25 protein-coding genes and 1 tRNA gene are annotated in these 24,935 nt (G+C 35.5%); 7 read left to right on the top strand and 19 right to left on the bottom strand.

Features of this window, described 5'->3' with window-relative positions; all coding sequences use genetic code 11:
- Positions 1–94: 94 nt before the first annotated feature.
- Both BAQ44_RS15255 and inhA1 read right to left on the bottom strand, forming a co-directional pair.
- Positions 95–1,462 carry an aldehyde dehydrogenase gene (locus tag BAQ44_RS15255; protein ID WP_071722222.1) on the bottom strand — a complete coding sequence of 456 codons (1,368 nt, stop codon included), beginning with the start codon at positions 1,460–1,462 and terminating at the stop codon, positions 95–97.
- Between the two features lie 171 nt (positions 1,463–1,633).
- Complete coding sequence (gene inhA1, locus BAQ44_RS15250) at positions 1,634–4,021, bottom strand: M6 family metalloprotease immune inhibitor InhA1 (protein ID WP_071722221.1); 2,388 nt, start codon at positions 4,019–4,021, stop codon at positions 1,634–1,636.
- A 342-nt stretch (positions 4,022–4,363) separates the two neighbouring features.
- Between inhA1 and BAQ44_RS15245 the strand changes: the two genes are divergently transcribed.
- Complete coding sequence (locus BAQ44_RS15245) at positions 4,364–4,498, top strand: anti-repressor SinI family protein (RefSeq protein ID WP_000276217.1); 135 nt, start codon at positions 4,364–4,366, stop codon at positions 4,496–4,498.
- A 79-nt stretch (positions 4,499–4,577) separates the two neighbouring features.
- Positions 4,578–4,901: a helix-turn-helix domain-containing protein gene (locus BAQ44_RS15240; protein ID WP_071722219.1), complete on the top strand. Its 324-nt coding sequence runs from the start codon at positions 4,578–4,580 to the stop codon at positions 4,899–4,901.
- Positions 4,902–4,977: 76 nt separating this feature from the next.
- Here the strand turns inward: BAQ44_RS15240 and calY are convergent, their stop codons facing one another.
- The 6 genes from calY to BAQ44_RS15210 all read right to left on the bottom strand — a co-directional run bounded on the left by calY (position 4,978) and on the right by BAQ44_RS15210 (position 10,052).
- Positions 4,978–5,574, bottom strand: a complete 597-nt coding sequence (gene calY / locus BAQ44_RS15235) for a biofilm matrix protein CalY (RefSeq protein ID WP_071722216.1) — start codon at positions 5,572–5,574, stop codon at positions 4,978–4,980.
- 391 nt (positions 5,575–5,965) lie between these two features.
- Positions 5,966–6,811: a DUF4047 domain-containing protein gene (locus tag BAQ44_RS15230; protein ID WP_071722214.1), complete on the bottom strand. Its 846-nt coding sequence runs from the start codon at positions 6,809–6,811 to the stop codon at positions 5,966–5,968.
- Positions 6,812–6,967: 156 nt separating this feature from the next.
- Positions 6,968–7,558 carry a TasA family protein gene (locus BAQ44_RS15225; protein ID WP_000172848.1) on the bottom strand — a complete coding sequence of 197 codons (591 nt, stop codon included), beginning with the start codon at positions 7,556–7,558 and terminating at the stop codon, positions 6,968–6,970.
- 62 nt (positions 7,559–7,620) lie between these two features.
- Complete coding sequence (gene sipW / locus BAQ44_RS15220) at positions 7,621–8,190, bottom strand: signal peptidase I SipW (RefSeq protein WP_071722212.1); 570 nt, start codon at positions 8,188–8,190, stop codon at positions 7,621–7,623.
- 192 nt (positions 8,191–8,382) lie between these two features.
- Complete coding sequence (locus tag BAQ44_RS15215; protein WP_071722210.1) at positions 8,383–9,669, bottom strand: D-alanyl-D-alanine carboxypeptidase family protein; 1,287 nt, start codon at positions 9,667–9,669, stop codon at positions 8,383–8,385.
- A gap of 155 nt (positions 9,670–9,824) precedes the next feature.
- Positions 9,825–10,052 (bottom strand): hypothetical protein, encoded by a 228-nt coding sequence (locus tag BAQ44_RS15210; RefSeq protein WP_000251858.1) that lies wholly within the window; start codon positions 10,050–10,052, stop codon positions 9,825–9,827.
- A gap of 440 nt (positions 10,053–10,492) precedes the next feature.
- Between BAQ44_RS15210 and BAQ44_RS15200 the strand changes: the two genes are divergently transcribed.
- Positions 10,493–10,717, top strand: coding sequence for a hypothetical protein (locus BAQ44_RS15200; protein WP_071722208.1), 225 nt, complete (start codon positions 10,493–10,495; stop codon positions 10,715–10,717).
- A gap of 186 nt (positions 10,718–10,903) precedes the next feature.
- Positions 10,904–10,976: transfer RNA gene (locus tag BAQ44_RS15195), tRNA-Val, on the top strand.
- A 214-nt stretch (positions 10,977–11,190) separates the two neighbouring features.
- Here the strand turns inward: BAQ44_RS15195 and BAQ44_RS31675 are convergent.
- Positions 11,191–11,427: a tyrosine-type recombinase/integrase gene (locus tag BAQ44_RS31675; RefSeq protein WP_071722207.1), complete on the bottom strand. Its 237-nt coding sequence runs from the start codon at positions 11,425–11,427 to the stop codon at positions 11,191–11,193.
- Between the two features lie 337 nt (positions 11,428–11,764).
- Here BAQ44_RS31675 and BAQ44_RS15185 point away from each other — a divergent pair, with 337 nt between their 5' ends.
- The gene (locus BAQ44_RS15185; RefSeq protein ID WP_131801862.1) at positions 11,765–12,343 is read left to right on the top strand and encodes a hypothetical protein; all 579 of its coding nucleotides are present in this window, start codon (positions 11,765–11,767) and stop codon (positions 12,341–12,343) included.
- Between the two features lie 265 nt (positions 12,344–12,608).
- Here BAQ44_RS15185 and BAQ44_RS15180 read toward each other — a convergent pair whose 3' ends face one another.
- The 10 genes from BAQ44_RS15180 to BAQ44_RS15135 form a co-directional block, all read right to left on the bottom strand.
- Complete coding sequence (locus BAQ44_RS15180) at positions 12,609–13,625, bottom strand: ATP-binding protein (protein WP_071722204.1); 1,017 nt, start codon at positions 13,623–13,625, stop codon at positions 12,609–12,611.
- Positions 13,626–13,726: 101 nt separating this feature from the next.
- On the bottom strand, positions 13,727–14,851 hold the full coding sequence (locus BAQ44_RS30855; protein ID WP_161491758.1) for a ubiquitin-associated-like domain-containing protein: 1,125 nt from the start codon (positions 14,849–14,851) through the stop codon (positions 13,727–13,729).
- 995 nt (positions 14,852–15,846) lie between these two features.
- Positions 15,847–16,164 (bottom strand): hypothetical protein, encoded by a 318-nt coding sequence (locus tag BAQ44_RS15170; RefSeq protein WP_249024731.1) that lies wholly within the window; start codon positions 16,162–16,164, stop codon positions 15,847–15,849.
- Between the two features lie 536 nt (positions 16,165–16,700).
- Entirely contained in the window at positions 16,701–17,297 is a 597-nt protein-coding gene (locus BAQ44_RS15165) for a hypothetical protein (protein WP_071722200.1), read from the bottom strand.
- Positions 17,298–17,453: 156 nt separating this feature from the next.
- Entirely contained in the window at positions 17,454–17,999 is a 546-nt protein-coding gene (locus BAQ44_RS15160; RefSeq protein ID WP_071722198.1) for a hypothetical protein, read from the bottom strand.
- 234 nt (positions 18,000–18,233) lie between these two features.
- The gene (locus BAQ44_RS15155) at positions 18,234–18,503 is read right to left on the bottom strand and encodes a hypothetical protein (RefSeq protein ID WP_071722197.1); all 270 of its coding nucleotides are present in this window, start codon (positions 18,501–18,503) and stop codon (positions 18,234–18,236) included.
- A gap of 18 nt (positions 18,504–18,521) precedes the next feature.
- On the bottom strand, positions 18,522–18,881 hold the full coding sequence (locus tag BAQ44_RS15150; protein ID WP_071722196.1) for a hypothetical protein: 360 nt from the start codon (positions 18,879–18,881) through the stop codon (positions 18,522–18,524).
- A 125-nt stretch (positions 18,882–19,006) separates the two neighbouring features.
- Positions 19,007–19,189 carry a DUF3976 domain-containing protein gene (locus BAQ44_RS15145; protein WP_064476764.1) on the bottom strand — a complete coding sequence of 61 codons (183 nt, stop codon included), beginning with the start codon at positions 19,187–19,189 and terminating at the stop codon, positions 19,007–19,009.
- Between the two features lie 28 nt (positions 19,190–19,217).
- Complete coding sequence (locus BAQ44_RS15140) at positions 19,218–19,595, bottom strand: permease (RefSeq protein ID WP_071722194.1); 378 nt, start codon at positions 19,593–19,595, stop codon at positions 19,218–19,220.
- Positions 19,596–19,597: 2 nt separating this feature from the next.
- On the bottom strand, positions 19,598–19,807 hold the full coding sequence (locus BAQ44_RS15135; protein ID WP_071722192.1) for a helix-turn-helix transcriptional regulator: 210 nt from the start codon (positions 19,805–19,807) through the stop codon (positions 19,598–19,600).
- Positions 19,808–20,632: 825 nt separating this feature from the next.
- Between BAQ44_RS15135 and odhA the strand changes: the two genes are divergently transcribed.
- The gene (odhA, locus tag BAQ44_RS15130) at positions 20,633–23,500 is read left to right on the top strand and encodes a 2-oxoglutarate dehydrogenase E1 component (RefSeq protein ID WP_071722190.1); all 2,868 of its coding nucleotides are present in this window, start codon (positions 20,633–20,635) and stop codon (positions 23,498–23,500) included.
- A 133-nt stretch (positions 23,501–23,633) separates the two neighbouring features.
- The gene (odhB, locus tag BAQ44_RS15125; protein WP_000569925.1) at positions 23,634–24,893 is read left to right on the top strand and encodes a 2-oxoglutarate dehydrogenase complex dihydrolipoyllysine-residue succinyltransferase; all 1,260 of its coding nucleotides are present in this window, start codon (positions 23,634–23,636) and stop codon (positions 24,891–24,893) included.
- Positions 24,894–24,935: the final 42 nt, after the last annotated feature.

The raw sequence follows: 24,935 nt of genomic DNA, 5'->3' as shown, positions 1-24,935 counted from the left end.
TCATTTTCGCACGATACATGTGTCGAACAGAAAAACCCCTTCCATTGCGAAGGGGCTATTATCATACGGCTACGCCTACTGATAAACACCATCATCATTTTAACAACTTTCGTATGAATTTTAAAGCACTTTTTGTAGAAGAGTAACGAATTTTCATATCGAATGCCGTAGATTGGGCTAAAATGCTTTTATAATGTGAAAAAGTCCGAAAACTTTCTTCCCCATGATAACTACCTAATCCACTACTTCCGACGCCTCCAAAAGGTAAATATGGCGTTGCAAGATGATAGACAACATCATTAATACAGCCTCCGCCATATGAAATATTACTCGTCACCTTCTTTTGTACTTCTTTATCTTCAGAAAATACATATAACGCTAACGGCTTCGGATGTTGCTGAATTGTGCCAATTACCTCTTCTATGTTGTCGTATTCTATAATTGGTAAAATCGGACCAAAAATTTCATCTTCCATAACAGTACTTTGCCATGTAACATTCGTTAACACTGTTGGTTCTATATGTAACGTTTCTTTTTTATAGTTCCCGCCGATTACCGTTTTACCATCTTTCAAAAATGTACATAAACGTTCAAAATGACGTTCAGTCACAATTCGTACATAATTGTCGTTGTTCAGTGGATTTTTTCCATACTGCTCCGCAATTTCGTGTCGTAATGCCTCGATTAACTGTTCTTTCACCGAAGTATGCACATACATATAATCAGGCGCTACACACGTTTGCCCTGCATTTAAAAATTTCCCCCACACAATTCTTCTTGCTGTTACATCTATTTTTGCATCTTTATGTACAATACATGGGCTTTTTCCGCCAAGTTCTAACGTGAGTGGGGTCAACCGTTTCGCAGCTGCTTCCATCACAACTTTCCCAACGCCGACACTACCTGTAAAGAACATATAATCAAACGGTTCCGTTAACAATTCGGTACTCTCTTCTACACCGCCTTCTACTACCGCTACAAGCTCTTCTTGGAATAATTCTTCTAACATTCTCGTAAGCACTTTCGAAACGTTTGGCGTTAGCTCTGACGGCTTTAAAACGATTGTATTTCCAGCCGCCAACGCTCCTACAAGAGGTGCAACTGCTAATTGAAATGGATAGTTCCACGGTGCAATAATAAGTGTCACACCGTACGGTTCAGGCACTACTTTCCCCTTTGATCCAAAATGAGTGAGTGCTGTTCGAACTCGCTTCGGTTTACTCCATGATGAAATATGCTTCAATTGAAAGGAAATTTCTTTTAATACATATCCAACTTCCGTTGTAAACGACTCATGAACCGACTTATTTAAATCTAATTTCAATGCCTGAAATATTTCTTCTTCAAAACGCTGAATGCCTTCATAAAGCTTCTTCAAATTATTCTTTCTCACTTCTACACTTCTCGTATGGCCATTATAAAAATATGCCTTTTGTTTATTTACAATAGAAGAAACACTCATCCATTCACCTTCTCCCACTATTTTTATCCAATTCTTTCATTATTTATATAGACTTCATATATAGTAAATTTCTATTCGTAAAGTTACATTATATATAATTTCTTCTTGTATATAAAATTCATTGCTCACAAAAAAACTACCGAAAGAAAATCTTTCGGTAGTTTTACTGTATTAACGATATAAACGAACAGCACCTGCAGAATTATCATCAGCTTGTCCTACTACTTCAAACTTCAGGCCAAGATTCGGTAAAATACGTCCTGCATCTGGAATTTGTTTATTAATATACGTTTTCGAATCATCAAACTTCGGTACGCCTGCTAAGCCATTATACGTATATGTTCCACGCGTTGGAGATACAACTTTCCAAGCTGGCGTTTTATCGAATGAAAACGCCGCATCAGCGATTTGGAATCGCGTACTACTTGCCACTGTTGGTTTACCATTTAAAGTTCCAACAATCGCTTCTGGATGAGAATCAACTACGCCAAGGAAACCGTGTCCTGGATGTAAACCAACCCAGTTATCTGTGTAAGCTGAATCCGCATACCATACAACCATACCAGTGTTGTATTCTGGACCGCGAGCATATTTCAATGCGTTATCTGAACCAGCATAGTTTCTCCACTCTACATAGTAGTTATGTTTTTTCTTCTCTGTTCCATTAGATACAGCGAATCCATCTAACTTGAACTGCGGTGTACCTTCTGCATCATCAGAGAATACTACTTTACCATCTACATTTAGTGATGCATTATCAAGTAGGAAGCCGTTTAATGCTAACCCACCATCTGTAATGTACTCAAATGTTAACTTTACTTTCTTGCCTTTGAATTGGCTTAAATCGTATGATTTATCAATCCATTTGCCATTTGTTGAATCGGCATTTCCACTATTTGCTTTCTCGCCAAGTTTTTCGATTAATGTTTTTTGGCCATCTTCTGTTACAGCATGCACTTCAAGGAAATCATACTCTGCTTCAATTTCATACAATGACTTGAAATCAAACTTCGCAGTCGTTGCATTTGTCAAATCGAATAGTGGCGTCTCCATTTTTGTATGAAGATTGTCACCTTTTGTGCTGTAGTAATACTGCTTACCAAATGCTGGCGCAATTGTTTTTATATCTTTATCTGGTAAGTTAACACGAATCATACCTGGTCTTGCTGATTTCGTAACACTTTGGTCTAAATATGTTGCTAGACCGATACCTTTATTTAATTTCTCGTAATCTACTTCTACGATATTTGCCCAGTTACCACCGATTGTTTTTTGGAAAAACTCTTTATTTTGCGGTGAGAAACTTGTTGGTGTTGTTCCTGCAATGTTACCAGCCCAGCTTCCGCCACTCATAACAGACCAAGCTTGAATTGGTTCACCGTCACCAGTATAGTCTGTATCATACTCATCTGGAAGACCTAAATCATGACCATATTCATGTGCGAATACACCAACTGCGCCATCTTCTGGTTCAATTGTGTAGTCGAATGCTGCGATCTTTCCGCCCCAATATGGAACTTTCGCTTGTGTCCCTTCAATTGGGAATGGTTTTGGTCCAACAGTCCAGCGATGTGACCAAATTGCATCGTCACCTAATTTACCACCGCCTGCTTCTTGTCCAACACCCGCATGAATAATCATTAAGTGGTCAATTAAGCCGTCTGGTTGTTTTTGATTTCCATCACCATTTACATCGTACTGATCGAACTGGTCAAACTCTGATAAATCAATACCACTATCTACAGCTGCTTTTAATGCATCTTTTACTAAATCACGTGGTCCTTTTGGTCCTTTATTATCATGACCTGTCGCACCATCTGCACCGTAATCAGCAGCTTTACCAGGAACTGTTAACCATTTTGTAACTGTTCCGTCTACTGTATAACTACCGCCAGATTGCTCTTCGTAATATTGTTTAAACGTCTCGATTTTACTTCCATCCTCTAATGCGAATGGCTCATCACCGAATAACATTTTTTCATAATGTTCTTTGTTAAAATCGTCAGTATACATATAACCAGGTTCTTTATCAATATTGTTATGTTTAAAGTCAGCGTACTCTACAAGTAAAACGAGTACTTTATCTTTACGAACTTCACCGTTATATTCTTTTCCCTTTGCTGGAGAAGTTGGTACTTTACCATTTAGACCACCTCTGACCGGTCCTGTCGCAGCAGGTGTTCCTGTTGCTGGTTTGTCTAACTTTTCTTTCGTATCTGCTTTCGCATCTTTCACTTTCTTTATAAAGTCAGATGCTTCTTTCGTAAGTGGGTCCCCATTTGATACTTCTTTCCCAGGATTTTCACCCTTTTTGTTCTCTACGTATTTTTCGACAGCTTTCTTTGTTTCTGTCTCTGAAGCCTTCGAATCAATTACCCCACGGTTTTTTAGCGCATTTGCTAAACGTTCTTCTGGAATTAAATGATCATCAACTGGGCTCGTAGCTGTCTTATTCACAGGTGTTTCAGCATATACAGACTGGCCACCCGCTCCGAATGAAAGACCTAATACAGCTGTCAAAGCGATTGATGACAAAACTTTGAACGGTTTCTTGTTCATCCCTTATTTCCTCCCCTAATAAATAATATGTATTACATATTGAATTTTATTAAAAATTCAATATTTTTTCAATATTTAGTTATATTATGTAATTTTTTTAATATATTTGTAAAAATTTCATAGTTAGTATACGAATATATCACAATTCAACAATGTTTTCTGAAAATATTGAAAATATTTGTCAGAAACTTTATAATCGCCATAGAGGGAATTTAATGGGGATTTTATCTTTGTTTTATCTACAAAATATTTGATAATTCACTATATAAAACACAAAATGCGATTGTATTATCACATATTCTGTAGCAGCAGTTATGACCGATAATTAGGGAGGAATTACATTTGTACAAAGATAAGACTGACGCACTGGACCAAGAATGGATTGATTTAATACTTGAAGCTCTAGACGCTGGTATCGCCCTGCAAGATATCGAACATTTTTTCCAACGTATGAAGCCATCCAGTCAGGCTCAATAGGCTTGTTCTTTTTAACGAAGTTTATGTTATAATAATGACATCATAAGACGACTACATATTGATAGAAAGGTGCGCAAATATGATTGGAGAACGTATAAAACGCCTTCGCTTACAAAAAGGTATTTCATTAACTGAACTTGCCGAAAAAGCTGGTGTTGCTAAATCTTACATTAGTTCTATAGAACGAAATTTACAAAAAAACCCTTCCATTCAGTTTCTTGAAAAAATCGCAGCAGTTCTACAAATTCCAGTTGATACTCTACTTCATGATGAAACAACAAAGGAAAATCACTTAGACTCCGAATGGACACAACTCGTTAAAGATGCGATGAGCTCAGGTGTCTCCAAAGAACAATTTCGTGAATTTCTTGAATTTACAAAATGGAAGCACGATAATAAATAATAAATAGAAAGAAGTGCTTACAACCGGCACTTCTTTTTTCTTTATAAAAAAAAGCGGGGAATCCCCGCTTTTTGATTTATTCTCTTGATTCGCCTTCTCCTTGGTGAGCATTGAATGTCCATTCTAAGCTCAATGAATCACCTTGGAATTTATTTTGATCGCCATTATTATCTTCGAATTCAAATTCTACCCATAAGTAATCGTCAGTACCAGCTGCTAAACCACCACTTTCTCCCCATTCAGGAGCAAAGATTGCTTTAGCTAAAACATCTGGATTTTCTTTTTGTAACTCAGCTAATGTTGTTGAGTATACAGGCTCACTTTGTTTATCCCAATTCCAAATGAAGTTCACCTTAATGTGCTGACCAAAGTCTTCACCGGCGTTATCTTTTTTCAAGTCATTCACAGTATACTTTGTCGCTAATTGTACATCTTTAATTGCTAACGAACCACTGTTCTTTAATAAGAACTCTTTCTTTACTTTATCCCCTGGTTTTAAATCTTTAATATCTACAAGCGTTTTAGGGTCTAATGTAAGATCTAAAGTCCCAGCTGCAAATGTATTATTCGATACTTCTTTATCGCTAAAGTATGCAAACGTACCTCCACCAATTAAAGATAACCCCAGTGCCGCTGATGCAACTCCCATACCTAATTTCTTTTTCAGACTCACAATCAATTCCCCCTAGCTGTTTTTTATATTTTTACCCCTTTATTTTTCAATAAGGGACAGAAAGAAAACTATACTAGCTTAGCTAATATTCGTTCTCTTTTAAAAACCTTAAGTTCATTATAACGAACAAGACTATATAAATACAACATTTTTTTATTAGTATTTTCAGTTATTTTTATTTCTCAATATCATTTTAAATTTTCTGAAAAAAGTTGAGAAACAAATAAAAACATGAATTGATTTTCACTATCATGCTACCAACCAGTTTTCTCGTATCTGCTAGATTTTGGCGTGTATTGTTACAATAAAGAGGACACGCCGAATAGGTGAGTCGCAATTCTCTCTCAACTATTCGGCATATCCTCTATTCGCTCTGTAATGTTGCTGTATTTTACTTGCTATCTTTATTATTGTGTTCTTCTTGTTTCTTCTTCTCTTCCAGCTTTCTCGCTTCCTCTTGTTTCTTCTCTTCTAGCTTTTTCGCTTCCTCTTGTTTCTTGCTCTCTTCTAGTTTTTTCGCTTCTTCTTGCTTCTTGCTCTCTTCTAGTTTTTTCGCTTCTTCTTGCTTCTTACTCTCCTCTAGCTTTTTCGCTTCTTCTTGCTTCTTACTCTCTTCTAGTTTTTTTGCTTCTTCTTTTTTCTTCTCTTCTAGCTTTTTCGCCTCTTCTTGTTTCTTACTCTCTTCTAGTTTTGCTGTTTCATCTACTAGTAACTTCTCAAAATCTTGAATTTGTTTATCAATCACTTGTAAATTAGCTTCTTTATCAACATACTCACAGTTTTCTTTCACTATATGAAAACCAGCATTCACATACGAGAATACTTGCTTATTCGATTCACTTTTATTTCCTTTTAACGCTTCTTGCACTTGATTGTAAGGACCTTCTATTGATACATATACTTTTTGTAACAATTCTCTCTCAGCAACGATTTTCTCACGCCCTTGCTTCCACGTAACAAGCACCTGTTCTAACTCTTGAGTGGAGGTGACAGTTACTTTTGATTTCATCTCTTCATACTCATGCAAAATAACTTCCTTATGCTGCTTAGCTTGTTCTGTTAATTGATCAACTGTTTTGGGAAAAATACTTGCTGTCGAAATTGTAGCCGTTACTTTCGTTTCATGAACGAAAGCCGCTTCTGTATAAGTCATCATTTGAGAGCCTAAATAAAAAGTAATAGAACACAAACATGGCAATATAAGCATCTTTTTGAATTTGCGAGGTGGCTTCAGCATTTTAATCTCTCCTATCGAACAACTTGTTCTTTATCAAGAACTATACCTTTATTATAATAAAGTGAAATATAAAATGATATAAGAAATTATCTTTCTTTTTACATTTCCCTTTTAGCAGAAAAGGAGACTATCATTTTTGATAGTCTCTTTTTCTGCTTATTTTTTCTCCACTCCATCGCCTTGTTGTGCTTCAAACGTCCATTTTAATTGAAGCTTGTCGCCTTGGAATTCATTTTGAGGCTCATTTTTATTAATAAAGTGGAATTTCACTTTAAATGAATCATTAGTTCCTGCTTTAATACCTTTCTCAGGCCATAACCAACTTACTAAATCATTTTCTGCAGCAGTCACTGTTTTACTCTTCAAATCTTTCAATGTCGTTCTCTTAATTACTTCATCTTTTTTATCAATATTTTTCAAGAAAACTACTTCAATATCTTCGCCAAAGTCTTTCTTATTATCATTCTTCACATCTTCTACATCATACTCTGTAGTTAATAGTACTTTTTTAATATCTAATGTACCTTTATTCTCTAATTTAAATTCTTTTTCAATTGTATCACCTGGTTTTAAATTATCCACTTTCACAATTGTTGACGGGTTCAGCGCTAAATCAAGTGTTCCAGACGCAAATGTATTATTTGACACTTCTTTATCGCTAAAGTATGCAAATGTTCCTCCGCCAACTAATGCTGCTCCTAATACTGCTGATGCGATACCCATCCCTAATTTTTTCTTTAAAGTCATGTCCATATCCCCTTGATTTATATATTTGTCAACTTCCTAAACGGAAAGTATAACCAAATGAACTAGACGGATTGTTCTACTTTTTTCTCTTTCTTTTCTCCGTCAATGCTACGAATCGCACTAAAAATAGAAATCGCTGAATAGCCTAGCAAAAAGATTCCTGGAATAATAAGAAGTAAAGCAGCTCCAGCTTTTGAATTCGCATAATTTAATGCATACCCTGCATAAGGAACTGTAATATCCGCATATTTCCCAATGACATTCTCCGCAAGTACTGGTTCTAAATCAGCACCGTTGTTGTTATCCCCTTTTGTTTCATACATTACTTTTCCATTTGTATCTTTCACACCGATAATACGGTGAGTGATAATTTTTTCATCTTTCTCTTTAAAGGTAATAACATCGCCTTTTTGATATTTAGAACCATCTTTCGTCGGCTCAATCGCAATGATTGATCCTGTTAAAAATGTCGGTTCCATCGATCCTGATAACACTGATTTAAATTGATATCCCATCACCGTTGGATCCCCACCGCTCGCTTTTGAAGAAATAACTACAAAAGCTAAGCAAATCATCAATGCAAATAAAACAAATGAGATAACGTTGCTAATAATCTTCCAAACGAATTTCATCATTTCTCTCCCTCTCCGTTGTTTTATATTATTTGAAGTATATAATACCTATTTTCGTTCTTTAACAAGAACACAACTAAATAATATAACGAACAATGCATAAATGCAATAAGAAAATTTACAATTATTAGTTATTTTAAATATATAAAAAAGACTGTGACAAAGTCTCATCACAGCCTTTTAACTAGTAATTTATTTTTCTTCTGATTTCATTTCTTTTGTATTGCGGCGTAGCACTACAAATAAAATGGCTCCAAATAGTACAGCTGCACCTATCCCAATGCTTATTATTTTCACATTTGATTCATTTACTTCAGGTTCAACCGTATCTTTTTTAGGCATCGCAAAAGTAACATCTTCTTTAGAAAGAACATTTACCGTCGCAATTGTTTGATTATTTTTCGTAATATCAACTGCCCCAACTACTTCACCACGATGAATTCCTTTATGATATAAAGAATCTTTATCTAATGAGGCCGCACGGAAAATCGTCCTCACATTTTTTCCTTCATCTTTCTTAAGCATAAGCTCTGCACTTTTTTCAAGCTCGCTATCGATATCTTTATTTAAATACGTCGCCTTTTGATGCCAGCTATGTTTATCTAGTACAGTTTGCTTCACAAATTGACCGAAAGAATAGTCCGCCATCTGCTTCAAATCTTCATAAATTTCAGGTCTTTGAGAAGCCATTACTACATTTATAATACGATTGCCATCCTTCTCATTTAATAAAACGAGTGTATTACGCGCTTCATTTGTAAAACCTGTCTTCCCGCCAATGCTATATGGATTTTCAAAATAAGTAGACTTGTTAAAAATAGACACCGTCTGTCTAGATGTCGTAACTGTCGTTCTTTTCGTATTCATCGCTTGCAAAATTTCAGGATACTTTTGCACACCTCTCGTAATCATAGCCATATCAAATGGTGTTGTATAATGATTCGGATCATGCAATCCATTTGGTGTGACAAAGTGACTATCTGTAGCCCCTAATTGCTTCGCTTTCTCATTCATCATATGAGCGAAATTCTCAACACTTCCGCCAATCCGCTCTGCAATCGCATACGACACATCATTCGCACTCAGTACCATTAAAATCATAAGCGCAGTATTACGATTAATCGTCTCACCAGGTTGAAACTCAATTTGATAATTACTCTTCTCTTGATCTAATGCTAATTGTGAAAACGTAAATTGATCCTCTGGCTTCGTATGCTCCATAAGTAAAATCGCTGTTAACACTTTCGTCATACTCGCTGGAAATGCGCGATGATGTGCATTTTTGTCATACAAAACATCTCCTGTTTTCGCATCAATCGTAGTTGCAAACTGACTAAAAACATTCGGTCCTTCCGCAGGTGGTGGTGCCACTTGTTCTGGATTCACTCCAACATTCGTCTCAGCACGTAACGTCATAGGTGTCAAAAAAAATAAACAAATAACGGTAATAAAAGCCAAAATTTTCTTAAAATTTACCATATGAATCTCCCTTTTCACTATACTCTCATAGCTTAAAAACTGAATCTACCAATCTATATGTAATTTGTATTAAATTGGAAGAATATTCACTGTTTTTTACTATATCATACTTTTACGATAAAGAACATAAATATACAACAAAAAATAAGAAGGAATTATTCTTTCTTATCCTTCTCATCAATCAATGAATCTATTAAATTTTGACTAGCTTCCTCAGGTGTAATCTCATCTGTCATCCCCATAAATGACCAACCTTTAGAATCGACCCACTCAACAAACTCTTGTAAAAACTCATCATGTGTAACATCCACATCAAGAATCGAGCCATTAATCGAAATCGTTCTATTTTTAGATACACGCATCTTGAACGTTTTCCTTACCATTACAATAATTCTCCCTCTACTTCTGAATATTTATAAAGTGAAACTTTAATCCGTGGGGGGTTCTTCATCCCACACGGATTATTAGTTGAACCAATCGGGCTTTTACGGGCAGTTGATCCCACACCTAACTTCTTTGCTTTCGCTGAGTTTTGAGGTGGGATCTTACTGCCCGTTAATGCGGGGTAAAATAATCTTGTATCTCTGTTATACATGATTTTAAGTAAATTGTAAAAAGGATATATTGGCCAGTTTGCATATCGAAACTGAAAATCTATCACCATGCAAAAATATGAAACGATATGTAATTGCTCATAAATGACTGAATAGATCCATATAAAAACAAAACAACTTCCATTGCATCACACCAAATACAAACGACTTTCGTACAATAGAATGGAATGGAATATAATAGAAGAAAGCTTAACATGAGGAGGAACTCTATGGCGCGTTGTACGTATTGTAAAACGAAGTGGACAATAAAAGATGTATGGTCAATACTCGTGACATTTGAAAAAGATTGTCCGTATTGTTTTGGGAGACAATATCTGTCCAAGAAAACAGTAAACGCTATGCCAGAACTTATAAGCTTACCTTTACACTTCTTATTCCCTTTTCTTGTCGATTTAAGTGATGAGGGTCCTTTAGATTGGTATCGAAAAAAATAATATAACCACTTTATTCGAACTCACATTTCATTACATTCTCTACTTATATATTCCTTAATACACGACTAGCGCCATTCCAACTACTTTCCCTTCAAATTTAATATAAAATATTGTAAAATTTCAGTTAATTTTATATAATTACTTTAGCATACAGATTAAAGATGCTGTTACATACGCATTTTTGAAGATCCCGTAGCTCAGCAGGGAGAGCGCCACCTTGACAGGGTGGAGGTCGTGAGTTCGAGCCTCTCCGGGGTCATAGTTTTTAAGAGACCGTAAAGCCTGTGGATATAAGGATTTGCGTTTTTTTTACTTTGATTTAAAGTTTGTTAAAAGTTGATACAGCAGGATAAGTGGCGACAGCAGTTACTATTGTTAGGTTTAGAATTAGCCGAATAATATTTTATTCAACTCATCTACTGCTTCTTTTTACATATTAGGTAACACGTGTGAGTATGCGTCTAGTATCACACTTACTTTATATGACCTAACCGTTCCGCTACAATCTTTGGATTTATTCCTTCAAGTAAAAGTGAGGTAGCATGTGTATGTCTTAAGCCGTGAAAACGAATATTAGACAAGTCGTTTTTTTGAATTAAACCTTTAAATGTTCTCAACAAGTTTCTAGGGCTTAGAACATTCCCCCGACATGCACATATTACTAAGTCATGGTCTACATAGTCAGTTCCCACTTTTAGCTTTTCTCTCATTTCACCAAAATTATACAATTCTAGATAAAAGTAAATAGGCTTGTGTTAGATTTGTAAGAGAACCTAATCAAAAATCGTTATTTTAAAGAAATATCGAGTATCGTTAGTTAAACAAGCTATGGGAAATCTTATTAATCAGGGCTTCCCGTAACTTTATTTCATTTTGCAATATGAACGCTTAATACAACACAAGCCCTATAATGTTAAAGCCGTTTTCAATTGACTACACTGGAGGCTTTTACTGTATTATTACTTTGTACATATTTTTATAATATTTATACCTAAGATTAGTGAGGCGATTGTTAATATGCAGATGTCCTATGAAGACTATGTAAAAATGAAAAAGAAAAAAATAGAGTTTTCAACAGCAATTAAATTAGCTATAGAAGGAAGTGCAGATATCCCGTTAATAGGTAATACAATTAAAGCAAGTGCAACTAAGATATCTGAACGTATTGAGAACAAAAATACACTTTCAAATTCTATTGAAAAACCTGAAAATATCAATTATTTTGTAGTTCCAGCAGACGGCTATTATGAAGAAATAAGTACGAATATTTATCGCATTTTAGAATTAGAAAAAGTGCAGAAGAAATATGGCTATTCAATGGAAAAAATAAAATTGGAAATATTTGAAGACTTAAATGATAATTGGGAAGTTGAAGAAAACTATATACAGATCATATTTTTAGATAACGAATATTACAATGAGAAACTTAGAACTAATGAATTTGGATCTATTGTTATTACCTTTAAGGAAAGTTTTAATCAAATAAATTTTCAAGATAATAGGGTTTATATGGCTTTTGAAATAAGTAGTATCGGTGGAAATAATACTTTTAATACTTTTAATAGGGATTACAATGAATTTGCAAAGTTAATTTGTTATCTATTAAGCAACAATAAATTGATTTAGCAAAACAAATAAATTCTATGGATATTGACAATAGCTTTAGAGGGCTAATTTTTATTGACACAGTGGCGACGGAATGATGACTTGATACAATTTCGAGAAAACCTTGAAACATCAAGACTTTCTCATTGAAAAAGACACTCATTATAACTTATGAATACCTAAATAAAGAAGCGTCAAAGACATTAAGTTGTTCTTTGACGCTTCAAAGAACAATAATTATGTGATTATTTATGGTACAGTTCACCATATCTTATCTAAAGAAGGTTTATATTTTTTTGCTCTTAATTGTTTTTGAAGCAGTTGATGGAATTTGTTTGAATCCTTTAATCTTAGCCTCATTTTCTGCTTCATCTAATATTTCTTGAAAACTTACACTCTCTAACTTATCTAACTGCAATCTCATTCTAACTATAGTTCCATTGATATCACAATTGTTTATTATTTCTTCTTCTGCTGTAAATGTTATTGATTTAGTTCCCGAAGCAATACTAAATAATCCATCCGTACGTTGGATTATTCTTTTTACTAACGCTAAACCATAGCCTGAATTTTTATAATCTTCCGGAGCATATGAGTGATTTGATAGTGCAGATATTCCCGGAGTTAATGCCTTTCTGATCGCCTCTTCGTCTGTATCTTTTCCAAACCATCTCTCCTCAACATCAAAGGGAATAGTAGCTAATAACCCAACACCGACATCTGCAATTACAACTTCAACAGAATTATTTGCTCTATATGCTTGTGAAGCGTAGTAATAATGTGGAGATTGGGAGTGATCAAAGATATTTCTAATCATTTCTCTTACTACAAATATAAATAAATCTCTCACACCTTCATCTACTTCTGAATCTACTAGCCTCAAAGCTTTACCAACAATTTTGTCAGAAATTGTTTCGTAATATGACTCTATAGATTCGCCTACATCATCTAATTTCCTAAAAACCTCTTGTATTTTAATTTTTGTTGGAGCTATGTAAGTTGCTCCAGAAGTATACGATGGGGCATCTGAAATACCTAATTGTTGAAATATACCCATGGTTTCACCATATGAAATCGCTGACCTTTTTAAATGATTAATTGGTTCAATTCCGTAAGGAACCTTCAATCCTCTTATTTTATCCATAGTAGTCAAAAATAATAATGCTCCTGCTGGTTCTATAAACTCTAAATGTTCAAATGTAATTCTTAAATCCTCACTATCCTTTAGATAGTAATCCTTTGAACAAAGATATTTAGTCATTCTTAACATATTTTCGTATTTCATTTCTTTAACTACTATCAATAGCATTCACCTCTTAATTAAATTTTACAATATTCCCCTGTAATTAACCGTTTGGATACCCTTAAATACTAGCAACTTATACACTTAATTCTCCCAATAAATTATCTCCCCCCAAACAATTTTTTACCTATTTTAAACACGCCCCCTATTGCAGCTCCTGCTGCTACTAATGGTGCTGCAGCAACAATAGTAGCTCCTACTGCAGTTGCACCTAAAGCTGTTGCCGCTGCTGTGGCTCCACCTACTACTGTAGCTCCTACTGTTGTACTTGCTATTGCACCACCAACTGCCGCGGCGGCTCCACTTGTTGCGGCTGTAACCGCTGTTCCTGCTGCAATTGCTGCTGATCCTACACTTGTCCCAGCTATCGCAGCTCCTGCTGCTGTGGCTCCACTTATTACTGTTCCACCAACTGCAGTATTGGCTACTGCCGCTGTTCCTGCCCCTATTACATAACTTCCAACTCCTGCTGTGACTGTATCCTTAGCTATTGTAACTGACGCCTCTCCAATACTTTTATCACCTGTTGCTACATCTACAATATTTGAACCTATGCTAAAACCTGCACCAAATGCCGCTCCATTCTTAACACTATTAATTCCAGCTTGATGGTATGAATGTAAATTAGCTGTTAGTGGTGCATTCGGCTTTCCTGTTATCTTACTTTCAAACTGCATTGTCTGTGCTAATCTTTCTGCATCCACTTTACTAATATCCGACTCAACTACATTCATCCCAGATTTTCTTGCACTTTCAATTAACTTAGTGTTCCCCTTGTCAATCACTATTTCTTGTCCCTTATAAGGTGACCAATCTATGTTCCCTGAATTATATCCAAGTTTTGCTTGCCCAAGTGAATATGTACCATCTGTATTTAATATTCTAAAATCAGCTAAACCATTATTAGCTATAACCTCTGTAGTTTTACCTTTAAGTGATGCACTTGCTGCATGCATATCTTCAAATACAAAACCTTTAAATCCGGCTTTACCACCACGCATTGTATTATAGCTTGATAGGTTTTGTGCTAACTTATCATAAATCCCTGCATTTTTAATACCATCTACAACAACTTTGGATGTGGTTACTTTCCCATTTAAAGACTCCATATAATTATCCACCTTTATTATTGCTTCATCTAAATTCCATCTATTCTCAACAAGTAATCTCTCTACTTCACTAGTTGTTAGTCCTGTCATATTACAGAATCTATTTACCTTCTCCATAATAATATTACTCTCGGAAATACAATTATCAGAGCAATAAATTCTTCCATCCTTTGTGACTAACCATTCCTTCATTTGTTTAGCACAATACATACATCTGGGTAAGGTATGACTGTAGCACTCTTCTGAACAGTATGTTTTGTTATCTTTGCTAACTAACCATTTTTCCATCCGTTGTCCACAAATATTACAAGGGGGTAACGTTGTGTTTCTACACTTATCTGAACAAAATATTTCTCCTTTCTCACTTTCAATCCAACTATCTGTATGCTTCGCACAAACATTACATATAGGGCACGATTCTAAGAAACATTTATCCGAGCAATACTTTTCATTCTCACTTATAATCCATTCCTTCATTGGCCTATTACATGTCTTACATTTATCAAGCCTTGTTTCATAACACACCTCGGAACAGTATTTCTTACCATCCTCTGTTTCTGTCCATTGTTTCATGGGTGTACTACACACCACGCATCTATGCCAACTTTTTTTATAACACACTTCAGAGCAATACTTTTTTCCATCCTTTGTTTCTGTCCATTGTTTCATGGGTGTATTACACATTGAACATCTATTCCATGTTTTTTTGTAGCATTCTTCAGAACAATACTTCTTTCCATCTTCCGCTTCTGTCCATTGATTCATTGATTTGTTGCATATTGAACACTTGTTCCATGTTTTCTGATAGCATTCCTCCGAGCAGTACTTCTTACCGCCCTCTGTTTCTATCCATTGTTCCATCGAATTATTACATGTTAGACATTTAGGTAATGCATTCTCGTAACACCTTTCAGAACAATAACACTTTCCTTTTTCATCCTGAAAATAACTTGTAAATTCTCTCCCACAAATATCACATCTACCATCCGATAACCCCATATAAACTCACTCCAGAACTTTTTAAGATTCATTCAATTAATATCTATTCTCTTTATGTATTAAAAGTATAAAACAACCTAATATTTATAATACGGATGGTTTACATCCTCTTTTTATTTTTCAATTACAGTTCTTATTTCTTGTAACTTTTTCTGACTTTCTTTATACCTTACATATAAATGCTCGACCAAATCTTGAATCTCTAGAATTATATCTTCTCGTTCTCTTTTAGTAGCAGTTTGTAATTTATTTAATCGATAAGTAATCTTTTTTCTCGTACCAAGTGCACTTTTTTCCCCAGCCTCGTGTATCTCCATATAAATATCCCAGTAATCATATTGTGGAAAATCCTCTTCCCATATTTTCGAAATTTGTTTTCCTTCTCTAGCTAACTTAATCATTTTTTCTACATCTCTTGAATCAATATTCATTTCTATGTCCTCCTTATGAAGATATCCTCTTCCGTATAAAAAACTGTTGCTTTCATTCAAACTTATATTCTTAGGAATATTTTAACATATAACCTCAATAACCGTTTAATATAATATTTTTATATTAAGTTTTTTATAGTTAATCCAATATAAAGATTTTGTACTAAATTCTTAATCTCTAAAATACTAATAAGTATTTTAGAGATTTCAGCCCTTTATATACTTAGCTTAAAATCTGTATATTCTCTCTTTTCACATGAAATCGCTTTACGTTCATAAAGATAATTAGAATTTTGTCAAGATTCTGGTCAAGAAATTTCATTTTTCTACGTTACAGGATTTGCATAAAAAATATAGAATGCCCTATAAATCCTTGATATGACAAACTTTCCACTCGATCTTCTCCAAACATAAAATATATGTTTCTTATCTTGATAAGATGGAGGTCGTGAGTTCAATCCTCTCCGGGAACATAAAAAAAGAGAAACCCTATCAACCTTCTACGTGATATGGTTTCTCTTTTTTATCTAAGCTAGTTACTTCCCACCAAACATCTTCTCCAAAGACTTCGCATTAGCAAACAATACTTCTTTCAAGTTATCATCTGCAACGATTTTATAGTCGCCATCTTTGTTTTTCTTTAAGTTCAATGTAACTTCGCGAGTTGCCATGATTGCATCTTTATCTGATAAGTGTTTGACGATTGCTGATGTCATCGTTTTTTCGATTGCTTTTTCAGATTGCTCTTTGTCTTCGCTAAAAGCGCTAGCGAAGGCCATTGGCATAACTTCTCCCACTGCTTTTGTTACAGCAACGGATAGATCAGCAGATGTAATTTTCACTTTCACTTCTGCTTTCTCATCCTTTTTCGACACTTCTTCTGGCTTTTCAAATTTAAAGTTTTTCGTAATTGCACTCAGCATTGCTTTTGCTTCAGCATCATCTGTTTTTTCATTTAGTTTATTAAATTCTTTGTCACTCTCAACAAATGTACGAGCTTTTTCAACATCACCTTTTTGTATCGCAGTTAAAAATTCTTCTGTCGTATCTTTCGGATTTGCACATCCTGCTAAAACACCTACTGTTAATCCTATTACCATCATTAACAGCAATAATTTTTGTATCTTTTTCACGTTCATTCTCCTCTTATCTTTTCTAGTCAGTCAGCATTATACAATAGTATGAAACTGACATTACAAACATTTTTTAGTATAGCATTTATATGATTCATTTTCTATTCATTCCCAAAAGAAGAGGGACCTTGCAGCATTCCTGCAAGGCCCCTTCAATCAATCCGTATCCGTAGCACAAATGAGCCACATTTTACGCTCCTTACTATCTAACACCATCCAAGTAGCATCCCACGCAACATCGTAAAACCAATCTGTCCAAGGGCGATAGCTTTCGAACACTTTAATATCTTCGTATCGATCTTGGAACATATATTGGCATACATTGACTGCTAGTTGCTTTGCGATAACTGGTCGTTCCTTAAAGCCTTCATATGCTCCGCCCCACAAAATTTGAGCGGCAATGCTACCATCAAGCATGACTGCCAGCTGCTCTTTAAAACGAAACTTATATTTGTCTGATGTATGTATTTTTAACTCTTCTAAGTTATGCATTATATCTAAAGAGTTGAAGATTCTTCTAAAGAAGTGCTCGTGTCCCTCTTTCGAATGCGGTATTTCTTTGAAAAAATTTTCGTTATGCACTTTAAAACAGCTTATTATTGCACCACCAATTACGTTTTGTTCCTTAAACGTGTTTATAAGTTGCTCAACAGATGAGTCATTCGTTTCTATTTTTTCAAATGTTCCCTCTTTCCATCTCATAACGCCCACTACTCTCTATTAAAAATTTGTTTCTTCATTATAAAGTGAAACTTTAATCAGTGGGGGTTTTCTTCATCCCCCACTGATTATTAGCCTTCACCAATCGGACTTTTATGGGCAGTTGATCCCCCACCTAAATTCTTTGCTTTCGCTGCATTTTGAGGTGGGGGTCTTACTGCCCATTAAAGCGGGATAAATAGCAAAATAAAAACCAGCAACTTTAAGATTGCTGGCCTATCTATTATTCATATTCGATAAAACAATAACAACTGCTCCAAGCACATAATGCCCCGCTACCATCCACATACTCCGATCAAAGATCATAAGCGATAGCCAAAGCGATATATTAATAGCAGCAAATAATACATATAGAATGAAGTCTCTCTTTTGTAGTGCTTCTCTATTCATCAAAATATATATCGCACCGATTGGCGGAAGGATGAAGCAAAGGAAAAAAACAAACATTTTTCTTAACGACCATGGATATGAGGTCACTGGTTGCATACGAGTCTCCTTTTCACTTTATAGTACTTGTAACATCGGTCTTGCTACTCTATATTCGTCACTATAAGGTTCCTTTATGATTAAAGGTGAGTGAGGATCTTTTTCTTCTTCTACCATTGTGAATACTTCTGTTTTTTCTTGCAATATGTTTGATTCACTGTTTTTAGTAGGTTTTTTACTTGTTTCGATTTTCTTAGTTACTTCTCCGAGCCTTTGTCCAACTTTTTCAGCTTCGGCAGGTTCATTCGTAACGTAGTATTCCTGACCCTCCCATACTAACATAGGTGGCACTGGTTCGCGTTTGTTACATATTATATAAGTAATACTAGCTATAAGTAGTAGACATGTTAATAAAAAGAAGATAGTTTTTTTGTTCATATAGTATGCTCCCTAACTATCATTTTATTAAATTATATAATATCCGTTATATGTAGTAAATGGATATTGTGGGAATTTTCGGATTTTATACCAAAAAGAAAAACCTTACTCAAGTAAGGTTCATTCTATAGTGACTGATTTATTAAAACGATCATTACAATGATCGCTATAAACATAACGACTAAACAGCCGATCATTTTATAAAAGCCTCTTTTCGTTAACGTCCCACCTTGAACGTCTTTACGAATAAATAAGAATACGGCTAAAAATAATACAATTCCAATGCCAAAAGCATACATCATTTGCATATGTTAATCTTCCCTTCTCTCTTCCATCTTAATATCTTTTCGATAAAACAACAAATGAGATAAAAACTGTACTCATCGTAAGTGCCATTAGTATGTTTAATAGTTCAACCGCAGATAGTGTAATTACATGTAGATTTAAACCGATAGAGAAAAGAAGGTAATATGCCGTTAGCGCAAAAAAGCTGAAGAACATTCCTTTATAACGAATGAGTTTCATCCGTTCATCTTTTTCTTTAAATTGCGGGTGTAAGTAACTTAGACAGAAGCTCATAATCATCATCCCAAGCAATGGATAAGTTATTTCAGGTGGTGCAGAATGCGTCATTATACCTGTTAGTATCATAAATCCACTCATAAATAGAAAAATAATCCCCATAATTACGAAGTACTTTTGTGAATAATTCATTCCTATTCCTCCCCTTCTTTTCCTCCATAAATAAATACATGTTCTATCGTTGTCTGAAATGTTTTCGCGATTTCAAATGCTAACGGAAGTGATGGATCATATTTTCCCTTTTCAATTGAAATGATGGTTTGTCTGGAAACTCCAAGTTTCTCAGCCAATTTTTCTTGAGATAGTCCAAATTTCTTGCGGTATTCGACCATTTTATTTTCCAAGGAAATTTCTCCCTCCTCCCTTATACCGAGTATAAATGTAAAGCAAACTTTACGTCAAGCTTCCTTTACATTTATTTCGTTTATTTTTCGTTCTATTTATATAGAAGAAACTTTTTCATTTTCAGCACGTCTATTTTGAAATGAAACGCGGAACACTGTAAATAACCGTTACTATATCTCCTCCTCTCTTTTTTTAAAATTTAATATCTCCCTATTTGTTTTATCCTTTCAAAATATTTTATTTATCTCTTTATTCCACGAAATGCGTTACCCGTTTTACGGTGTTTTTCGTCATATTTATAGAAACTAACTGTTTATGAAGCATTTTTTATGTTTAGCAACTTTTTTTGTAGAAATCCTTCACTTTCCTTTCGATATTTAACACTATCTAAATAAAGTTTACGATAAATTCATAATTTTTTATTTTTTATACTATATTCCGTTATATTGTTGTATAATATCAATGAAAGCGCTTATTATTTCAATATACATAATTCGAACTCATTTTTATCAAAACATTCTAACTATTATACTTATATTTACATGCAACAATTTTAGTTATTTGTATAGGTATACCAAATATATCCACCCCATTTTTCTGTAAAATTACTTTATAACATGAAAGATTAACTTGGGTGATAAGTTATTGTGAATGTTTTTTTACAAAACAGATAAGTAATAGTGTTTGGTATTATGTAAATTATTGTAATAACATAAGAGTAAAGAAAACATTTACATTGATTATTGGTTCATCAATTATTGAAAAGAGCAAAATGCACCTTTTTGTATGGAAAAAGGATTATATGCATTGGGAGGTTTAAACAAATGACGAGGAAGAATACAACGACAAACCCTTGGGCCAAGTTCCACGGTCCGAACCTTGGTTATGTGATTGAGCAGTATGATCTTTACGTAACTGGAGCAGGTTCTGTTGATCCGGAATTACAAGAGCTTTTTGAAATTTTTGGAGCTCCTTCGTTTCAAGATGATGTCGTAACAGGGGACAACACAGCAACACATTTTTCTCCTCAAAACACAGGGAACATTGAAAAAATTCTTAAAGTCGTTCAGCTTGTTGAACAGATTCGTTCTTTCGGGCATACGTTGGCTCACATCAATCCGATGGAAGATGCTGCAAATGGACAATCTCTTCTTGAAAAAGCAATGAACGAACTGAGCGATGCTGAATTGAAAGCGATTCCAGCGAAAACAGTATGGCAAGATGCACCAGAAGGTATTCACACTGCACTTGATGTAATTCATAGATTAAAAGACGTTTATACAAAATCTTTAGCTTATGAATTTTCTCATATACAAGATAGTGAAGAACGCGCGTGGTTGCATCAAATGGTGGAATCAAATTCATTGCGTCAACCACTATCAAATAAAAAACGAACTGCTCTTTTAAAACGTTTAACAGCTGTTGAAGGTTTCGAGCAATTCTTGCATAAAACATTCGTTGGGCAAAAGCGTTTCTCTATCGAGGGCGTTGATATGCTTGTACCTGTTCTAGATGAAATTGTTCTAGAAGGTGCTAAAAGCGGCGTAGAAGATGTCATGATTGGTATGGCTCACCGCGGTCGTCTAAGCGTACTTGCACACGTATTAGAAAAACCATATAGTCACATGTTTGCTGAGTTCAAACATGCAAAAATAGAAGGCGCAGTGGCTAACTCTGGCTGGACTGGCGACGTGAAATACCATTTAGGTAGAGAACAAGTCGTTAGTAACGAAGAAGTTAGCACTCGCGTTACATTAGCAAATAACCCGAGTCACCTTGAGTTCGTTAACCCTGTTGTGGAAGGTTTCGCACGTGCGGCTCAAGAGAATCGTAAAAAATCTGGTCTTCCAGAACAAGACACTTCAAAATCATTCGTAATTTTAGTTCATGGTGATGCTGCATTCCCTGGTCAAGGTATTGTATCTGAAACATTGAACTTAAGCAGATTGAACGCGTATCAAACAGGCGGAACAATCCATGTTATCGCAAACAATGCAGTTGGTTTTACAACTGATAGCTATGATTCTCGTTCTACGAAATATTCAAGTGACCTTGCAAAAGGTTTCGATATTCCGATTGTTCACGTGAACGCTGATGATCCAGAAGCTTGTCTTGCTGCTGCTAACCTTGCGATTCAATATCGTACATTGTTCAAAAAAGACTTCTTAATCGATTTAATTGGTTACCGCCGCTACGGTCATAACGAAATGGATGACCCAGCAGTTACGCAACCACAAGTGTACAAAAAGATTAAAAATCACCCAACTGTAAGAGCGATTTATGCAGGTCAATTACAAGCTGCTGGTGTTCTAAATGCAGATGAGGTTGAAACAATTACACAGTTTATACAAGAGCAATTAAAATCTGACTATGCACAAGTACCACCAGCTGATACGAGCGCTGCAACAATTCATGTTAAAGTGCCAGATGTTGTTGCAAAAGGCATTCAACCAATTGATACTGGTATTGAGCTCGACTCACTTCGTGCAATTAATGAAGGATTATTATCTTGGCCTGAAGGATTTAACGTATATCCGAAGGTGAAGAAAATTCTTGAACGTCGTAAAGATGCTCTTGAAGAGAACGGTAAAATTGAATGGGCACTTGCTGAGTCATTAGCATTCGCTTCTATTTTACAAGAAGGTACGCCAATTCGTTTAACTGGTCAAGATTCACAGCGCGGTACATTCGCACACCGTCATATCGTATTACACGATACTGATACAAATGAAACATATTCACCATTGCATCGCTTACCAAACATTAATGCATCCTTCTCTGTTCATAACAGTCCGTTATCAGAAGCTGCTGTTGTTGGTTACGAGTATGGTTATAACGTATTCGCTCCAGAAACTCTTGTTATGTGGGAAGCGCAATATGGTGACTTCTCAAATACTGCGCAAGCATTATTTGATCAATATGTTTCAGCTGGAAGAGCAAAATGGGGTCAAAAATCTGGTTTAGTTCTTCTATTACCACACGGTTATGAAGGTCAAGGACCAGAGCACTCTAGTGCACGTCCAGAGCGATTCTTACAGTTAGCTGCTGAGAATAACTGGACAGTTGCAAACTTAACGAGCGCAGCACAATACTTCCATATTTTACGTCGTCAAGCATCTATCTTAGGAACAGAAGCTGTTCGACCATTAGTATTGATGACGCCGAAGAGTTTATTACGTCACCCACTTACGCTTTCAACTGCTAGTCAGTTAAGCGAAGGACGTTTCCAACCTGCTCTAGAACAAGAAAACCTTGGTACGAAACCAAACAAAGTAAAACGTCTTGTTTTAAGCACAGGTAAAATGGCGATTGACTTAGCTGCAGAAATTGAGTCTGGTAAACATGAATACAACTTAGATGAAGTTCATGTCGTTCGTATTGAACAGCTGTACCCATTCCCTGCTGAGAAAGTTCAATCTATTATTAAACGCTTTAAAAACTTAGAAGAAATTATTTGGGTTCAAGAAGAGCCTCGTAATATGGGCGCATGGCATTACATGGCTCCGATTCTGTTCGAACTTGCTGGAGATAAAGTGAAAACAGGTTACATTGGACGTCCAGATCGCTCTAGCCCATCTGGTGGCGATCCATTCGCTCACAAAGCTGAGCAAGAATTAATTGTTGCACACGCTTTAGATGTGAAGTATAACTTCCGTCAAGATAAACAAGAAATTGAAGTTTACAGCAACTAAACAGTAACAACGAAGGTTTCTAGCTTGTTCCCCGGGCAGAATATCTGCCCAGGGGCAGGCTAACAAATGGAGATTACCGAAAACAAAAGAAGAAAAAACACACCGTTAGGCAAATAAGGGGAGGACATTTAAAATGATCGAAATTAAAGTACCTGAGCTTGCAGAATCTATTACTGAAGGAACTATCTCACAATGGCTTATCAACGTAGGCGACAAAGTTGAGAAAGGTGGCAGCGTTGTTGAGCTTGAAACTGATAAAGTCAATGTAGAAATCATTGCAGAAGATTCAGGTATTGTATCGAAGTTACTAGGCGAACCTGGGGATACAGTTGAAGTTGGCGCAACTATCGCAATTTTAGATGCAAACGGAGCACCAGTTGCAGTAAGTACACCTGCACCAGTGGCTGAGCAACCAAAACAAGAAACAACTGAAGCACCGAAAGCTGCGGCTCCAAATGCTGAGCAAGCTGCAACTTTACAAGGTTTACCAAATACGAACCGTCCTATCGCATCACCAGCTGCTAGAAAAATGGCTCGTGAATTAGGAATCGACTTAAATGACGTACGTAGCACAGATCCACTTGGACGTGTGAGACCACACGATGTACAAGCTCATGCTGCAGCACCAAAAGAAGCACCAGCTGCTCCAAAAAGTCCAGCTCCTGCTCCAGTTGCAAAAACGGAATTTGAAAAACCAGTTGAGCGCGTGAAAATGTCCCGCCGCCGTCAAACAATTGCAAAACGCCTTGTAGAAGTTCAACAAACATCTGCAATGTTAACAACATTTAACGAAGTTGATATGACTGCAATCATGGAATTACGTAAAGAGCGTAAAGACGCTTTCGAGAAAAAACATGATGTACGTCTTGGTTTCATGTCATTCTTCACAAAAGCTGTTGTTGCAGCATTAAAACAATTCCCATTATTAAATGCTGAAATTCAAGGCGACGAGCTTATCATTAAAAAATTCTATGATATCGGTATTGCAGTAGCAGCTCCAGATGGATTAGTTGTTCCAGTTGTACGTGATGCTAACCAATTAAATTTCGCTGAAATCGAAAGCGAAATTCGTAATTTAGGTATGAAAGCACGTGACAACAAACTTTCGTTAAAAGAACTACAAGGTGGTACATTCACAATTACAAACGGTGGTGTGTTCGGTTCTCTAATGTCAACACCGATCCTAAACAGCCCACAAGTTGGTATTTTAGGAATGCACAAAATCCAAGTACGTCCAGTTGCAATTGATGCAGAACGTATGGAAAACCGTCCAATGATGTACATCGCTTTATCTTACGATCACCGTATTGTTGATGGTAAAGAAGCAGTTAGCTTCCTTGTTGCTGTTAAAGATATGCTTGAAGATCCAAAATCATTATTATTAGAAGGTTGATAGATTAATAATCTATTACAGGCTGTAGAATGAATCATTCTA

The organism is Bacillus mobilis (genome assembly GCF_001884045.1).
GTDB lineage: Bacteria > Bacillota > Bacilli > Bacillales > Bacillaceae_G > Bacillus_A > Bacillus_A mobilis.
Note: the sequence above shows the minus strand (reverse complement) of the source record. Positions and strands in the feature narration are given on the sequence as shown.

Coding starts and splice junctions, on each gene's coding strand:
- BAQ44_RS15160 (WP_071722198.1), bottom strand. CDS start 17,999: ATGAGATGGAAAGAGGGAACATTTGAAAAAATAGAAACGAATGACTCA.
- BAQ44_RS15225 (WP_000172848.1), bottom strand. CDS start 7,558: ATGACTTTAAAGAAAAAATTAGGGATGGGTATCGCATCAGCAGTATTA.
- BAQ44_RS15140 (WP_071722194.1), bottom strand. CDS start 19,595: ATGAATTATTCACAAAAGTACTTCGTAATTATGGGGATTATTTTTCTA.
- BAQ44_RS31675 (WP_071722207.1), bottom strand. CDS start 11,427: ATGAGAGAAAAGCTAAAAGTGGGAACTGACTATGTAGACCATGACTTA.
- inhA1 (WP_071722221.1), bottom strand. CDS start 4,021: ATGAACAAGAAACCGTTCAAAGTTTTGTCATCAATCGCTTTGACAGCT.
- BAQ44_RS15145 (WP_064476764.1), bottom strand. CDS start 19,189: ATGCAAATGATGTATGCTTTTGGCATTGGAATTGTATTATTTTTAGCC.
- sipW (WP_071722212.1), bottom strand. CDS start 8,190: ATGAAATTCGTTTGGAAGATTATTAGCAACGTTATCTCATTTGTTTTA.
- BAQ44_RS15255 (WP_071722222.1), bottom strand. CDS start 1,462: ATGAGTGTTTCTTCTATTGTAAATAAACAAAAGGCATATTTTTATAAT.
- BAQ44_RS15170 (WP_249024731.1), bottom strand. CDS start 16,164: ATGAATATTGATTCAAGAGATGTAGAAAAAATGATTAAGTTAGCTAGA.
- BAQ44_RS30855 (WP_161491758.1), bottom strand. CDS start 14,851: ATGGAGAAGGTAAATAGATTCTGTAATATGACAGGACTAACAACTAGT.
- BAQ44_RS15155 (WP_071722197.1), bottom strand. CDS start 18,503: ATGCAACCAGTGACCTCATATCCATGGTCGTTAAGAAAAATGTTTGTT.
- BAQ44_RS15185 (WP_131801862.1), top strand. CDS start 11,765: ATGAAAAAGAAAAAAATAGAGTTTTCAACAGCAATTAAATTAGCTATA.
- BAQ44_RS15150 (WP_071722196.1), bottom strand. CDS start 18,881: ATGAACAAAAAAACTATCTTCTTTTTATTAACATGTCTACTACTTATA.
- BAQ44_RS15240 (WP_071722219.1), top strand. CDS start 4,578: ATGATTGGAGAACGTATAAAACGCCTTCGCTTACAAAAAGGTATTTCA.
- odhB (WP_000569925.1), top strand. CDS start 23,634: ATGATCGAAATTAAAGTACCTGAGCTTGCAGAATCTATTACTGAAGGA.
- odhA (WP_071722190.1), top strand. CDS start 20,633: ATGACGAGGAAGAATACAACGACAAACCCTTGGGCCAAGTTCCACGGT.
- BAQ44_RS15230 (WP_071722214.1), bottom strand. CDS start 6,811: ATGCTGAAGCCACCTCGCAAATTCAAAAAGATGCTTATATTGCCATGT.
- BAQ44_RS15215 (WP_071722210.1), bottom strand. CDS start 9,669: ATGGTAAATTTTAAGAAAATTTTGGCTTTTATTACCGTTATTTGTTTA.
- BAQ44_RS15200 (WP_071722208.1), top strand. CDS start 10,493: ATGGCGCGTTGTACGTATTGTAAAACGAAGTGGACAATAAAAGATGTA.
- BAQ44_RS15210 (WP_000251858.1), bottom strand. CDS start 10,052: ATGGTAAGGAAAACGTTCAAGATGCGTGTATCTAAAAATAGAACGATT.